The sequence below is a fragment of the Corallococcus llansteffanensis genome (genome assembly GCF_003612055.1).
GTDB classification, from domain to species: domain Bacteria; phylum Myxococcota; class Myxococcia; order Myxococcales; family Myxococcaceae; genus Corallococcus; species Corallococcus llansteffanensis.
In genome coordinates this window covers 1-13,267 of record NZ_RAWB01000270.1, presented here as the reverse complement: position 1 = coordinate 13,267, position 13,267 = coordinate 1, and the positions used below count along the sequence as shown (strand labels likewise).

General features: G+C 71.3%; 12 protein-coding genes and 1 pseudogene. 10 read left to right on the top strand and 3 right to left on the bottom strand.

The features are described 5' to 3' along the window. Together D7V93_RS23875 and D7V93_RS23870 are read right to left on the bottom strand one after the other, a co-directional pair. A partial coding sequence (locus tag D7V93_RS23875) for a pseudouridine synthase (RefSeq protein ID WP_147451293.1) occupies window positions 1-587 on the bottom strand: 587 nt, incomplete at its 3' end. Then, on the bottom strand, window positions 584-1,708 hold the full coding sequence (locus D7V93_RS23870) for a serine/threonine-protein kinase (RefSeq protein ID WP_120645603.1): 1,125 nt from the start codon (window positions 1,706-1,708) through the stop codon (window positions 584-586). The genes D7V93_RS23870 and D7V93_RS23875, both read right to left, overlap by 4 nt. Before the next feature lie 128 nt (window positions 1,709-1,836). Here D7V93_RS23870 and D7V93_RS23865 point away from each other — a divergent pair, with 128 nt between their 5' ends. Next, window positions 1,837-3,651, top strand: a complete 1,815-nt coding sequence (locus tag D7V93_RS23865) for a serine/threonine-protein kinase (RefSeq protein ID WP_120645602.1) — start codon at window positions 1,837-1,839, stop codon at window positions 3,649-3,651. Between the two features lie 21 nt (window positions 3,652-3,672). Here the strand turns inward: D7V93_RS23865 and D7V93_RS45140 are convergent, their stop codons facing one another. Next, window positions 3,673-4,542 carry a hypothetical protein gene (locus tag D7V93_RS45140; RefSeq protein WP_158623839.1) on the bottom strand — a complete coding sequence of 290 codons (870 nt, stop codon included), beginning with the start codon at window positions 4,540-4,542 and terminating at the stop codon, window positions 3,673-3,675. Between the two features lie 137 nt (window positions 4,543-4,679). Here D7V93_RS45140 and uppS point away from each other — a divergent pair, with 137 nt between their 5' ends. The 9 genes and pseudogenes from uppS to D7V93_RS23810 form a co-directional block, all read left to right on the top strand. Then, window positions 4,680-5,474, top strand: a complete 795-nt coding sequence (gene uppS, locus D7V93_RS23850) for a polyprenyl diphosphate synthase (protein ID WP_120645605.1) — start codon at window positions 4,680-4,682, stop codon at window positions 5,472-5,474. After that, entirely contained in the window at window positions 5,471-6,301 is an 831-nt protein-coding gene (locus tag D7V93_RS23845) for a phosphatidate cytidylyltransferase (protein WP_120645600.1), read from the top strand. The genes uppS and D7V93_RS23845 overlap by 4 nt, the downstream gene beginning before the upstream one ends. Before the next feature lie 84 nt (window positions 6,302-6,385). After that, window positions 6,386-8,017: an RIP metalloprotease RseP gene (gene rseP, locus D7V93_RS23840; protein WP_120645599.1), complete on the top strand. Its 1,632-nt coding sequence runs from the start codon at window positions 6,386-6,388 to the stop codon at window positions 8,015-8,017. Between the two features lie 12 nt (window positions 8,018-8,029). Next, window positions 8,030-8,515, top strand: a complete 486-nt coding sequence (locus D7V93_RS23835) for a septal ring lytic transglycosylase RlpA family protein (RefSeq protein WP_120645604.1) — start codon at window positions 8,030-8,032, stop codon at window positions 8,513-8,515. A 33-nt stretch (window positions 8,516-8,548) separates the two neighbouring features. Further along, window positions 8,549-9,292 (top strand): tRNA (adenosine(37)-N6)-threonylcarbamoyltransferase complex dimerization subunit type 1 TsaB, encoded by a 744-nt coding sequence (gene tsaB, locus D7V93_RS23830; protein ID WP_120645598.1) that lies wholly within the window; start codon window positions 8,549-8,551, stop codon window positions 9,290-9,292. Window positions 9,293-9,372: 80 nt separating this feature from the next. Then, complete coding sequence (locus D7V93_RS23825; protein WP_120645597.1) at window positions 9,373-10,404, top strand: aspartate-semialdehyde dehydrogenase; 1,032 nt, start codon at window positions 9,373-9,375, stop codon at window positions 10,402-10,404. 126 nt (window positions 10,405-10,530) lie between these two features. Next, entirely contained in the window at window positions 10,531-11,541 is a 1,011-nt protein-coding gene (locus D7V93_RS23820; protein WP_120645596.1) for an MXAN_2561 family MXYO-CTERM-anchored protein, read from the top strand. Beyond that, entirely contained in the window at window positions 11,538-12,257 is a 720-nt protein-coding gene (locus D7V93_RS23815) for an MXAN_2562 family outer membrane beta-barrel protein (protein ID WP_120645595.1), read from the top strand. Before D7V93_RS23820 ends, D7V93_RS23815 begins: the two co-directional genes overlap by 4 nt. Before the next feature lie 10 nt (window positions 12,258-12,267). Continuing rightward, window positions 12,268-13,267 (top strand): annotated as a pseudogene (locus tag D7V93_RS23810) (PKD domain-containing protein); the annotation flags it as partial.

Genomic DNA, 13,267 nt, shown 5'->3' with positions numbered 1-13,267 from the left:
CGGGGGTGGTGGCGCAGGGGCACGTCCACCTCGCCCTCGTCCGCCAGCGGGCCCGTCACCAGGGCGATGTAGCGCTTGTCCACCGCGCGGCCGCTGAAGGCCTCGCGCACGGCGCTCCACGCCTCGCGCGTGCGGGCCGCGGCCAGCACCCCGGACGTCTCCACGTCCAGGCGGTGGCAGAGGCCGCCCTCGCGCGGGTCCTGGGACGCCTGCGCGCACTCGGGGTAGCGCGCCACCAGGGCGTTGGCCACCGTGCCGGTTTCGCCCGGCTGCAGCGGGTGCGAGGGCCGGCCGGCGGGCTTGTCCACGAAGAGCAGGGAGGCGTCCTCGTGCAGGATGACGAGCGGGAAGTCCGCGTCCGGCACGGCCTCGCGCGTCGTCTCCTCCACCGTCACGGCGATCTGCTGGCCTTCGGCCACCATCAGGCCCTTCTTCGCGGGGCGGCCATTCACCCGCACCTGGCCCTCGTCGAAGAGGCGCTTCATGCGCGCGCGGGACAGGCCCAGGGCCTCTCCCACGAACAGGTCCACGCGCTGGCCCGCCTTGTCGGCGGCCACGGTGAGGGTGTGCGTCGTCGCGGTGCTCACTCGGAGAGGGCCTCGTAGACTTCCTCGGCCGTCTGGAACCGGTCGTCCGGCTCCTTGCGGATGAGGCGATGGGCCACCCGTGCGAGCTGCGGGTCGCCATGCAGGTTGAGCGCGAGCAGCGGCGGTGCCTCCGTCTCCAGCACCTGGCGCCACAGCTCGTGCGGCGTTTTCGCGTCGAACGGCGGACGCCCGCTCATCAGCTCGTACAGGATGACGCCCAGGCTGTACAGGTCCGAGCGCCCATCCAGCGGCTCCCCCAGAATCTGCTCCGGGGCCATGTACCGGTACGTGCCCACGAGCTTGCCGTCCGCGGTGATGCCCGCGTCGTCGGCGAGGAACTTCGCCAGCCCGAAGTCCATCAGCCGCACCTGCCGGTCGTCGTCCACCATGATGTTGGACGGCTTCAGGTCGCGGTGCACCAGCCCGTGGCCGTGGATGTACGCCAGCGCCTCGCACACCTGGAGCAGCGCGTCCTTCAGCCGGCCCATGCGCTCCGGGCGGTTCAGGTCCGCCATGCGCGGCGGCGTGGCGCCCGGGCGCGCCGTGGGGGACGCCTTGCGCGCGGGCTCGCGGCGCGGATCCACCGGCACGTCGTCCGAATCCGAGTCGTCTCCCGCGCCGCCATGGAAGCTGGCCAGGTCCTCGCTGGGGGCCTCCTCCGCGAAGGCGTTCAGGCCGAAGGTGCCGTCGTCGTCGTCCACCGCCGAGTCGTCGTCCGGGTCCTCGTCCGGGCCGTCCACGCTGCCGAAGTCGTCGTCCTCGGTGCGGCGGATGGACAGGGGGCCGCGCGGCGGGGGCGTGGGCGGGCCGCCGCCGAGGCTCACGTCGAGGTAGTGGCGCAGGGTGAGCCCTTCGATGAGCTCCATGGCCAGGTACGGCCAGCCCTCGTGGACGCCGGCCTCGAAGACCTTCACCACGTTGGGGTGGGACAGGTCCGCCAGGGTCTCGAATTCGCGCACGAGCCTCCGGGCCGCGCGGTCGTCCAGCGACGGACCCGTCGACAGGAGCTTCAGCGCGACCTCGTCGTTGCTGCGGCGGTCCAGGGCCCGATACACGGTCCCGGCCCCGCCACTGCCGAGCGTCTCCAGCACGCGGTAGGGACCAATGGCCTTGGGGGGCATGGGAGCGCGGATCCTACGGAGCACGTCACGTCACGGTCAAACACGCGGTGACACCTTGCGTGTCAGCGGACGCTCGACCCTCAAGGTCATTTCACTTTTCCGGAGAATCGTGGGAAAGCTCGCCCTCAATGCAACTGGGGAAGTATCAGCTCGTTCGGAAGCTCGCCGCGGGGGGCATGGCGGAGGTATTTCTCGTGAAGGCCGCGGGTGCGCGCGGCTTCGAGAAGACGCTCGTGCTCAAGCGCATCCTGCCGCACCTGGCGGAGGACGAAGCGTTCGTGGAGATGTTCCTGAGCGAGGCGAAGCTGGCCGCCCAGTTGGACCACCCGAACGTGGTGCAGATCTTCGACTTCGGCGAGGCCGACGGCAGCTACTTCCTGGCGATGGAGTACATCGACGGGCCCACGCTGCGCCGGCTCATCAAGCGGTCGGCAGAACAGCAGGCGCCGTTGCCGCCAGCCCTGTGCGCGAAGATGGTGGCCGCGGCCGCGGAGGGGCTGGCGTTCGCGCATGAGCTGACGGACGCGGAGACGGGGATGCCGCTGGGGCTGGTCCACCGCGACGTCAGTCCGGAGAACATCCTGGTGTCCCGCCAGGGCTCGGTGAAGGTGGTGGACTTCGGCATCGCGAAGGTCGCGGGGCAGGGCCACCGCACGCAGACGGGCGTGGTGAAGGGCAAGGTGGCGTACATGCCACCGGAGCAGCTCCAGGGCCGGTCCATGGATGGGCGCGTGGACGTGTACGCGCTGGGGATGGTGCTCTACGAACTGCTCACCTGCCGGCGCCCCTTCGAGGCGACGACGGAGGCGAGCATGATGCAGGCCATCCTGTTCGAGCCCTTCGTGCCCGCGGTGGAGCGCCGACACGACCTGCCGGAGATGATGCAGCGCATCCTGGCGAAGGCGCTCGCGAAGGACCGGGACGAGCGCTACCAGGACTGCCGCGCGCTCCAGGCGGACCTGGAGCGGTTCGTGCTGTCGCTGGGCGAACCGGTGGGCGCGTATCAGATCGCCCGGCTGGTGGCGCAGGTGACGGAGGGCGGCGCGGCGGTGCCCACGCCCGCGCAGCCCGTGCGCGTGGATGCGAAGAACCAGGAGACGGCGTCACAAACGCCGGACGCGGAGGGGAAGGGGACTCCCAACAACCCCAACAAGACGAAGGAAGAGGGGCCGCGCGGGGCGGTCGTGTTGACGACGCCGATGCCCATTCGCGCGAGCGCGGCGAGGGAGCGGCTCGCGTCGGAGAAGGGGCTGGAGGGAAGGGAGGCGGGCCGGGGACCGGACTCCATGAAGGCGCCCATGGATGCGCCCACGGTGACGCCGGGTCTGGAGCTGGAGCTGTCGGCCTTCACCGGCGTGGCGAACACTCCCGCGACACCCCCGAAGAAGGCGGACGCACCGGCCTCGCGTCGTGGCGCGGTGGTGGCCTCGGTCGTGGCCCTGGGCGTGCTGGTGTTGGTGGGTGGGTGGGTCGCCTTTGGCCGAAGCCCGAAGGACGTGGCGCCGCCGGTGGCTCCCCCGGCGCCAGGGCTGACGGACGGGGCGCTTTCGAAGGAGCCGACCCCTGCGCGCGAAGCGCCGGTGCCGGCGGCTCCACCCGAAGCCCCGCCGGTCGTGACCGACGCGGGAGGCGCGGATGCGGTCGCTCCGGAGCCGGCCGAGAGCGTGTCGCCAGGGGCCCCGGACGCAGGGAGCCTCCGGAAGGCCCCCGTGCGCCGCCCGACCCTCGCCAGGGGACGGCTGGAGTTCCGGATCCGCCCGTTCGCGATGGTGTACCTGGATGGACGGCCCCTGGGGCAGACGCCGTTTGGCGCCGTGGAGACCACCGAGGGGCGGCATCAGATCCGGGTCGTGAACAAGGACCTGGAGAAGGACGTGACGAAAACCTTCGAGGTGAAGGCGGGCCAGGAAAACGTCTTCAAGCTCAACCTGCAGACGGAGTGATGGCCGCCGCGCCCCGGGCCCTCAGGGCCTGCCCTCCGCCGCAGGGGGCTCCTCGTCCAGCAAGTACGCGGTGACCGCGCCGGCGGCGGCCGCCACCGCCGTGCTGAAGAGGACGTTCGCCACGACCGCTTGGCCCCGCGCCTCGTCCAGGTGTCCGGTCGCCGCCTTGGTCAGCTCCGCCTCGCGCGCGGAGCCCACATGGTCGCGCGACTGGATCCCAAAGAGGGTCCCCACGCCTCCCGCCACCACGCCCGTGCCCAGCAGGACCCATGACAGCGTCGGAACCCGCCGCTCCGGGGACTGCTTCGCCTCCACCTTCAGGTCCACGCCGGGCGACGGCACGGGCGCCGCCGCCACCACCACCGGAGTCGGGACCAACGGTGGCGGCGCCTTCGTCACCTGCGACACCGGCGCATCCCCGCGCCGGGGCGAACCCTCCGGCGCCGGCTCCGGGCGCGCCACCGCGGGCCGGTGGCGCTGGACTTCCTGGCGCACCGATTCGAAGTCACTCTCCACCTTCGGCGACACCTTCACCGGCAGGCCCGCGTCCGGCGTCAGCATCAACCCCGCCTGGAACGCGGCGAGCGCCTCCTTGCGGCGCCCCAGGTCCGCCAGCACGAGCCCCTCGCAGATGGCCACCGCGGCCTGCTCTTCCTCCGAACGGGCCAGCCCCTTCGCCCGGCCCACCGCCCGCAGCGCCTGCTCGTACGCCAGTTCGTCGTAGAGCCGCATCGCCTCCGCCAGCACCGCCGCGAAGTCCTTCATGGCCGCCCGGGGCCGACGCGGCGTGGAAACGCCGCCCTGCCCGAGCGCCGGCCCTGCTCCCAACAAACACAGGCCCAGCAGCCCACCGAGCATCCGGCGGGAGGGGAGAACTGAAAGGGTTTTCATGGAAGGCTACTCTACCGGGCTCCTGTCCCTTCATGAACCGTTCAACCCCACCAGACGACCGACCAGCGGGGATGGGGGACCGGGCAGCCACGCGCCCGTGGACGCGACGCGGCGCCACCGCTAGGGTGCGCGGCTTCATGGATCGCCCCACCGTGCTGCCCACTCCCCTCGAGGTCCAGGTCAAGGCCCGGCCGCTCCCGCGCCACGTGGGCATCATCATGGATGGCAACGGCCGCTGGGCCGAACTGCGGGGCCAGCCGCGCCTGGAGGGGCACCGCGAGGGCAGTGTGAGTGTCCGCGAGGTGACACGCACCGCCCGCCGGGTGGGTGTGCAGGCCCTCACCCTCTACGCCTTCTCCTCCCAGAACTGGGCCCGCCCCGCCGAAGAGGTCGCCGGGCTGATGGACCTGCTGCGCGAGTATCTGGAGAGCGAGCGCGCGGAGATTTTGGACAACGGCATCCGCCTCAACGCCATTGGCGAGGTGGAGAAGCTGCCCCGCTTCGTGAAGGACCCGCTGGAGCGGCTGATGGCCGACTCCGCCCACAACACCGGGATGGTGCTCACCCTGGCCCTGTCCTACGGCGGCCGCGAGGAGCTGCTGCGCGCCGCGCGCGCCCTCGCCGAGTCCGTGGCCCGCGGAGAGCTGGATCCCGCGCGCCTGGAGGCGCATGACCTGGAGTCGCGGCTGTGGACCTTCGGGCTGCCCCCGGTGGACCTCGTCGTGCGCACCAGCGGAGAGCTGCGCATCTCCAACTTCCTGCTCTGGCAACTGGCGTACGCCGAGCTGTGCTTCACCGACGCCCTGTGGCCCGACTTCCGCACCGAAGAGTTCCTGCGCTGCCTGTCGCAGTACCAGGGCCGCGAGCGCCGCTTCGGTCTGACGTCCGCCCAGGTGAACCGGGACGACACACCCCAGCGGGCCAAGGCGTGAACGAGAAGAACAAGAACCTCCTCATCCGGATTGTCACCGGCCTCACCCTGCTCCCGCTGGTGCTCCTGCTGCTGTTCCTGGGCGGGTGGTACAGCGCGGTGCTGCTCGGCGCCGCCGCGGCCGCCTGCACCGGGGAGTACTACCTCATCACCCAGAAGCGGCTGGGCGCCGCCGCCTGGGTGGGCATGGCCGCCGCCTTCCTCATGCCGCTACTCCCCCTCAAGGACGCCGCCCGCACGGGCGAGACGGCCTTCTGGGTGACGTCCGTCTTCTTCTTCTTCGCGTGGATCTACAACCTGTTCCGGGGCTCGCTCGCGGAGGCACCCGGCCGCGCCGCGCACCTCGTCACGGGCTTCCTCTACGGCGCCATCGGCCTCACCGCGCTGTCCGCGCTGCGGCTGCTCCCGGATGACGGCCTCGCGTGGGTCATCTGCGCGCTCACCATCACCTGGGCCAACGACACGCTCGCGTACTTCGCGGGGCGCTTCCTCGGGAAGCACAAGCTGTACCCCACGGTGAGCCCGAACAAGACGTGGGAGGGCTTCTTCGGCGGCATGGTCGGCTCGGTGCTGGGCATGTTCATCGCCCGGGGCTTCTTCTTCCCCGTCTTCACCGTGTGGGACTGTGTGCTGCTGGGGTTCTTCGGCGGCCTGCTGGGGCCCGTGGGCGACCTGTGCGAGTCCATGCTCAAGCGCGCCTACGGCGTGAAGGACTCCGGAAAGCTCATTCCCGGACATGGCGGCGTGTTGGATCGCATCGACGCGCTCGTGTTCAACGCGCCGCTGGTGTTCGTCTATGTGCAGTTCGTGAGGCACCTGCTGCCGTAAGTGCCCGTTTTCGCGCCTGCCCGTCTGCCACGCGACCGCTGTTGCGCGTTGTCCGTGCCGGGGGGCGCGATTACTGTTGGGCCCATGCTCCAGAACCTCGGGTTCTTCATCCTCCTGCTGGGCGTGCTCGTGACGGTGCACGAACTCGGCCACTTCCTCGTGGCCAAGGCCTGTGGGGTGAAGGTCCTCAAGTTCTCCATCGGGTTCGGGCCGAAGATCATCGGCTTCACCAAGGGTGAGACGGAGTACCAGGTGGCGCTGCTGCCCCTGGGCGGCTTCGTGAAGATGGCCGGGGACCTGCCCCATGAAGAGCTGCCGCCGGAAGAGGCGGCCCGGGGCTTCCTGGCGCAGCCGCCCTGGAAGCGCGGCCTCATCGTGCTGGCGGGCCCGGCCTTCAACCTGCTGTTCCCCATCTTCGTCTACTTCTTCGTCTTCCTGGGGCCCCAGGAGACGCTGTCCACGCGCGTGGGCATGGTGTCGCCGGACATGGCCGCCGCCGCCGCGGGCATCCGCCCGGGAGATCGCATCGTCGCGGTGGAGGGCGAGCCCGTCCGCACCTTCGACGACATGCGCGACGCGTTCGTGGGCCGGTTCGAGCGCCCCGTGCCCATCACCCTGGAGCGCGACGGCCAAGAGCGCGTGGTGCAGGTGACGCCGGAGCGCAGCTCGGAAGTCTCCCCGGTGGACACCGTCGAGCGCGGGATGATTGGCGTGAGCCCCTATCCGCAGCCCCCCGTGGTGGGCGTGCTCGCGGACTCGGCCGCGGCGAACGCGGGCCTCAAGAGCTTTGACCGGGTGCTGTCCGTCAACGGCGTGCACGTGCAGGACGAGGCGGCCCTCTACCGTGAAGTGGGCAAGGTGCCGGAGGGCTCGCCGCTGGCGTTGAAGGTCGCGCGGCTCGCCCCCATGACGGTGGGCGTCGTGTCCGGCCGGATGCCGGAGGTGGTGGACGTGTCCCTGCCGCGTCAGGCCGGCGAGGGCCCGGCGGCGCTGGGCGCGGAGTCGGTGGACCTCTACGTGGCGTCGGTGGCGTCGGGCAGCGTGGCGGAGGGCGCGGGCCTGCAGCCGGGCGACCGCATCGTGGCCATCAACGGCACGCCGCTGAAGTCCTTCAACAAGCTGATGACGGTGCTCAACGGCCTGCAGGCCCAGCCCTTCACGCTCACGTGGCGCGGGGCTCAGGGCGAGCGCACGGAGAAGCTGGCGCAGGCGCCGCTCAAGACGCGCGACGACTACGGCCAGACGAGCGCGCCGCTGGTGTTCGGCGTGCGCCCGTGGAGCTTCAGCAGCGCGGACCTGCCGCCGGTGGAGAAGGTGACCATCGACCTGGGCCCGGTGGCCGCCTTCAAGGAGGCCGCGCTCATCGTCCCCAAGATTGTCGGGCAGATGGTGCAGGTGCTGGGCGGGCTGGTGATTGGCAAGGTGTCGCCCAGCACCATCGGCGGCCCCATCATGATGTACCAGCTGGCCGCGAAGAGCGCCGAGCAGGGCATGGACAGCTTCCTCAACCTGATGGCCATCATCTCCATCAACCTGGGCGTGATGAACCTGCTGCCCATCCCGGTGCTGGATGGCTTCCACCTGCTGTCCGCGGCGTGGGAGGGCATCCGCCGCCGCCCCATCCCCGTGCGCGTGCGCGAGGTGGCGAACATGGTGGGCCTGGCGCTGCTCATCCTGCTCATGCTGCTGGCCGTGACCAACGACGTGACCCGCTAGAGAGAGGTGATGATGCGAGGACGGAGCGCACTCCTGCTGCTGGGCCTGGGCATGTTCGCCGGCTGCGCGTCACGCGCGGCGAAGCCCCAGCCTCCGGAGAAGGACCCGGGCGCGGCGAAGGACGAGCCGAAGGTGACCCGCCGGGACAAGATGCCGCGCACGTACCTGGGTGAGGGCCTCGCGTCCTTCTACGGCCCGGGCCTGCACGGCCGGCCCACCGCGAGCGGGGAGAAGTTCAACCAGAACGCGTTCACCGCCGCGCATCGCACGGAGCGCTTCGGCTCCTGCGTGAAGGTGCTGAACATGGAGAACGGCCTCCAGGTGGAGGTGCGCGTCAACGACCGCGGCCCCTTCGTGGACGGTCGCATCATCGACCTGTCGAAGGCCGCCGCGAAGACGCTGGGCATGCTGGACAAGGGCCTGGCGCGCGTGCGGCTGTACCGGTGCGGCGTGCGCGTGTCGGAAGTGCCGCTGGACCTCTGGGCCGTTCCGGCCTGACCGGCTCGCTGCGAGCCTGACGAAGAAGAAGGGATGTCATCCGTGCTGCTCGCGCTGGACACCTCCACGCTGACGCTGTCGCTCGCCCTGGTGGAACGCCAGGGCGGCGACGTGCGCGCGGTGGAGCACATGGTGGTGCTTCCGCCGGAGAAGCAGAGCGAGGCCTTGCCCGGCGTCGTGGGGGAGCTGCTCGCGCGCCACGGCCTGAAGCTCACCGACCTGGAGGGACTGGCGGTGGGGCTGGGGCCGGGGTCCTTCACCGGCCTGCGCATCGGGCTCGCCACGGTGAAGGCGCTCGCGTACGCCACGGGCCTGAAGGTGGCCGGCGCGTCGTCGCTGGCGGCGGTGGCGCTGGAGGGGCCGGAGGGCGTGCCGCTGTTCTGCCTCGCCGTCGCGCGCCGGGATGACCTGTACCTGGGCGCCTACCGCCGCACGGGCCACACCGTGGAGGCGCTGGCGCCGGAGACGGCGATGTCGCCGGAGGAGGTGGCGCAGCGCATGGCCGCCGAACCCGAAGCCGTGGCGCTGGGCCCCGCGCTGGCGGACTACCGGCAGGCGCTGGAGAAGCACGGCGTCGCCCCCCACCGGCTGCTCTTGGGGCCGGCCTTCCCGTCCGCGGTGGAGGTGGGCCGGCTGGCGCGGCTGCCGGACGCGTATTCCATGCAGGCGCTGTTCGCGCTGGAGCCTCACTACGTCCGGGCCTCGGAGCCGGAGCGCAACCCCAAGTTCCCGCCGCTGCCGGGCCCCGTGCCCACGTCGCGTCTCAAGGAAGACTGAACCGAAGATTGAACGGACGCGGGCCTGCTCCCGCTCGTGGTGCTCGCGCCCGTGGGGGCGGTGACGTAAAGGACTCCGTCATGAGAGAGAACCTTCGGATTGGCGTGGTGGGCGCCACGGGCGTGGTGGGCCGTGAGGTGCTGGCCGCGCTGTACGCGCGCGACGTGCCGATGGAGCAGGTGCAGGCCTTCGGTTCGGAGCGCTCCAAGGGCCTGGAGGTGGAGTACGGCGAGGACACGCTGGAGGTGGAGCTTGCCCACGCGGACGCCTTCAAGGGCCTCCACGTCGTGCTGCTGGCCACGCCGGCGGAGGCGTCTCGCAAGCTGGCCCCGGCCGCGCAGGCCGCGGGCGCCTGGGTGGTGGACGCGAGCAACGCCTTCCGGAGCGACGGCAACGTGCCCCTCATCCTGCCGGGCTTCAACACCGAGGCGCTGGGGCCGGGCTTCACCTTCAAGGGCCGGGTGGTGTGCCTGCCGGGCATCATCACCAGCGCCACCGTGCACCTGGTGGAGCCCCTGCGCCGCGCGTTCGGCGTGGTGCGCGCGCAGGTGACGGCGCTGATGGGCGCCTCCAGCGCGGGCGTGCGCGGCATCTCCGAGCTGGAGAAGCAGACCGCGGACCTGCTGTCCGGCCGCGAGCCGGAGCCGCAGGCCTTCCCCCACCGCGTGGGCTTCAACCTCGTGCCCCAGGTGGGCGGCTTCATGGTGAACTCCCCCTGGACGGAGGAGGAGGGCGGCTGGACGCTGGAGGCCGCGCGCCTGTTCGCGGCCCTGGGCGAGGTGCCCGTGCTGGCCGGCACCGCCGTGCAGGTGCCCACCTTCCACGGCCATGGTCTCAGCGTGAACGTGCAGCTCAAGAAGCCCGCCCCGGTGGAGCAGGTGCGTGCCGCCTTGAAGACGTCCCCCGCCCTCAAGGTGCTGGATGCCCCCGGCGAGCGCATCTACCCCATGCCCATGCTGGTGATGAGCGACCCGGCCATCCATGTGGGCCGGGTGCGCGCCTTCCCCCAGGCCCCGGAGTGGGTGACCCTCTTCGCTTCGGTGGACAACGCCGGCCGGGCCGCCTCCCACCTGGTGGACGCCGGCCTCAAGCTCTCGGAACGCCCGGCCTGACAATTTGGCAGAGCCCCTGGGGACGCCGTGTCTGTTTGGCGCGCGAACCCGGGGTTTTCCGGGTGAAAAGGCCATCCGGCCGGGGCTTGTCGGTGGCCCCGCCCTTGCTAGCCTTCCGCTCCATCCATGCGCCTCTCCCTTGCCGCCCTCCTGCTGTTCGCCTCCACGGCCGTGGCCCAGACGACAGGGACCGCGGTGACGTTCACGACGACGTCCACCACCTCGGGGACGACCGTGCTCACGCCCAAGGCGGACTGCGCCACGCCGGTGCGCTTCTCCTGGTCCCGCACGGGGAACCTGTGCACCGGAGGAAGCCTCTTCCTCTTTGTTTCCAGGTCCAGCTGCGGGTCGGAGCCCGGCCTGACGGACCTGAAGCTCGCGACCATCACGGACACGACGGCCTCGGGCACGGTGTCCTTCACCGTGCAGGACGCGCTCGCGTTGCTGGCGACCCCGACGACGTGCGCGACGCAGACCAGTGAGATCAGCTTCAACCTGTGCGCGTCCGCGAAGACGTTCGCGAGCGTCTACGACGCGTCCTGCTCGTCGAGCTTTTCCAGCGTGGGGTCCCCCGCCTTCGTGGTGAAGTTCGACCCCGCGCCGCCCTCGAAGCCGTCCATCGGGAAGGTCATCGCCCGGGACTCGGCGCTGTCGGTCCAGGTGGACGGCGCGGAGACGAAGTCCACCGTCGTCGTGGAGGTCACGGCGCTGACGACCGCGGACGGTGGGTCGCTGCCGGACGAGGACGCCGGGGTCGACGCGGGCGAGGTCGTGGATGCGGGCGAGGTCTTGGACGCGGGCGAGGTCTTGGACGCGGGCTCGGTGGCCCCGGAGCCGGTGGGCCCCACGCTCAGCTTCCGCAAGGCGGCCGGGGAGGGGAACGTGGTGGCGGACGGGCTGATCAACGGGGTGACGTACCGGGTCCAGGCCAAGATCATCGACGAAGCGGGCAACGGAAGTGATTTGTCCGACGCGGTGGAAGGCACGCCCGTCAAGAGCAACGGCTTGTTCGATGCGTATGTGGATGCTGGCGGCCAGGAGCGCGGAGGTTGTGCCGCGACCGGCGGAGGCATCGCGGGCGGCGCGGTGCTGGCCGCGCTGGGCATCTGGTTGTCGAATCGGAGGAAGGTGTCATGAGCAGCACGGCAGTGGGCTTGGGAGTCGCGGCGCTTCTCTTGGCGGTTCCGGCGGTGGCGCAGGAGGTGACGATCCCCACGCGCTCTCCCCGCACCGGCGCCATCATCTTCCGGGGTGGCGGCTACCAGCCGCGCATCGACACGGAGAAGGCCCTCGAGGGCAAGACGCCCTACAAGGACACGTTCGGGGACGCGTCGCTGCTCCTCATCGAACTGGAGTTCCAGCGCTTCTTCTACCAGGGCATTGGCACGGCGGGCCTGGGCCTGTCGGCGGGCTACGCGGAGAAGTACGCCAACGCGCTGCTGGAGGACGGGACGCAGGCGGCGGACAAGGCGGCGCTGAAGGTGCTGCCCCTGCAACTCAACGGCTTCTACAAGTTCGACTACGCCGCCTTCAAATGGGGCGTGCCGCTGGTGCCGTACGCCAAGCTGGGGCTCGTCTATTCGCCGTGGTGGATGACCAAGGGCAGCGCCACCGAGGTGGTGGAGGGCTCCAAGGCCAGCGGTGGCAAGTGGGGCTACGCGGCCACCGCCGGCGTGTCGTTCCTCCTGGACGTGCTGGAGCCGCGCTTCGCGCGCGACTTCGACTCCGACCTGGGCGTGAACCACTCGTACCTCTTCGCCGAGTACACCTACGCGGAAGTGAACAACTTTGGCGGCAAGGGCCTGAACCTGGGCAGCCGACGCTGGATGTTCGGGCTGGCGTTGGATTACTAACGGAACGCCCATGGCGTCCCGTCCCCGCGCGCTCCCGACTTCCCTGCCGCTCCTCCTGCTGACGGTCGCCCTGGCGTGGGGGGCGGCCGGTTGTCACGGCGTGAGGCCCGACCTGGGCCCGGAGCGGACGGTGGAGGCGGGCGTGCCGGAGGCGTTCGGCTCCGAGTCCCCGAAGGCGCCTGTCGTCACCTGGGACTTCGGGGACCAGACGCCGCTCCAGACGGCGGCGGGCGTGCGCCACGCGTGGGCCACGGCGGGCCGCTACACGGTGCGTGCGCTGGACGGGCAGAAGGAGCTGGCCCGGGTGGTGCTCACCGTGGTGCCGCGCCCGGTGCTGCGCGCGGTGCCGGCGGACGCGCAGACGGTGCTCTGGGTGCCCCGCCTCCGCGGCAACGTGGAGGGGCTGGTGGACTTCTACGAGCGGCTGGTGGGCGCGGGGAACGCCCGGGCCACGCTGGAGGACGCGCCGCTCGTGCCGCTGCTGCTGCGCAGCCTCACGGGGGGCCCCACGGAGGTGGACCCCGAGGAGGGCTTCGGCTTCTTCCTCGTGCCGGACTTCGACGGCGTGGTGGCGCTCCTGGGCGTGACGGACGCGAGAGCGGCGCTCGCGGCCGTGGCGCGTGAGCTGCGCGACGCGGGCCACCGGGTGCTGCCCCAGGAGGACGGCAGCGCGCGCGTGGAGCCGGTGGACGGTGGCCTCCCGATGCTGCTGTTCGCGGACCGGGGCTACGTGTACCTCGCGGTTCCGGACTCGCCGGAGCCCCCCGAGCCCGGAGAGCCGGTGAAGGCGCTGGCGGTGGAGTCGCCGGACGTGAACCTCGTGCGCCGCAAGGTGGAGGCCCAGTCGGGGCCGGGCGTGTCGGAGCACGCGCTGCTCTCGGAGCTGCGCGGCAAGGTGCGCGACGGCAGCGTGTTCCTCTTCTCGGCGCCGCCGGTGGCGGAGTCGGAGAAGGAGGACATTCCGGTGCGCGGCTTCTTCGGCGCGCTGGCGGTGCAGGCGGACCAGGTGG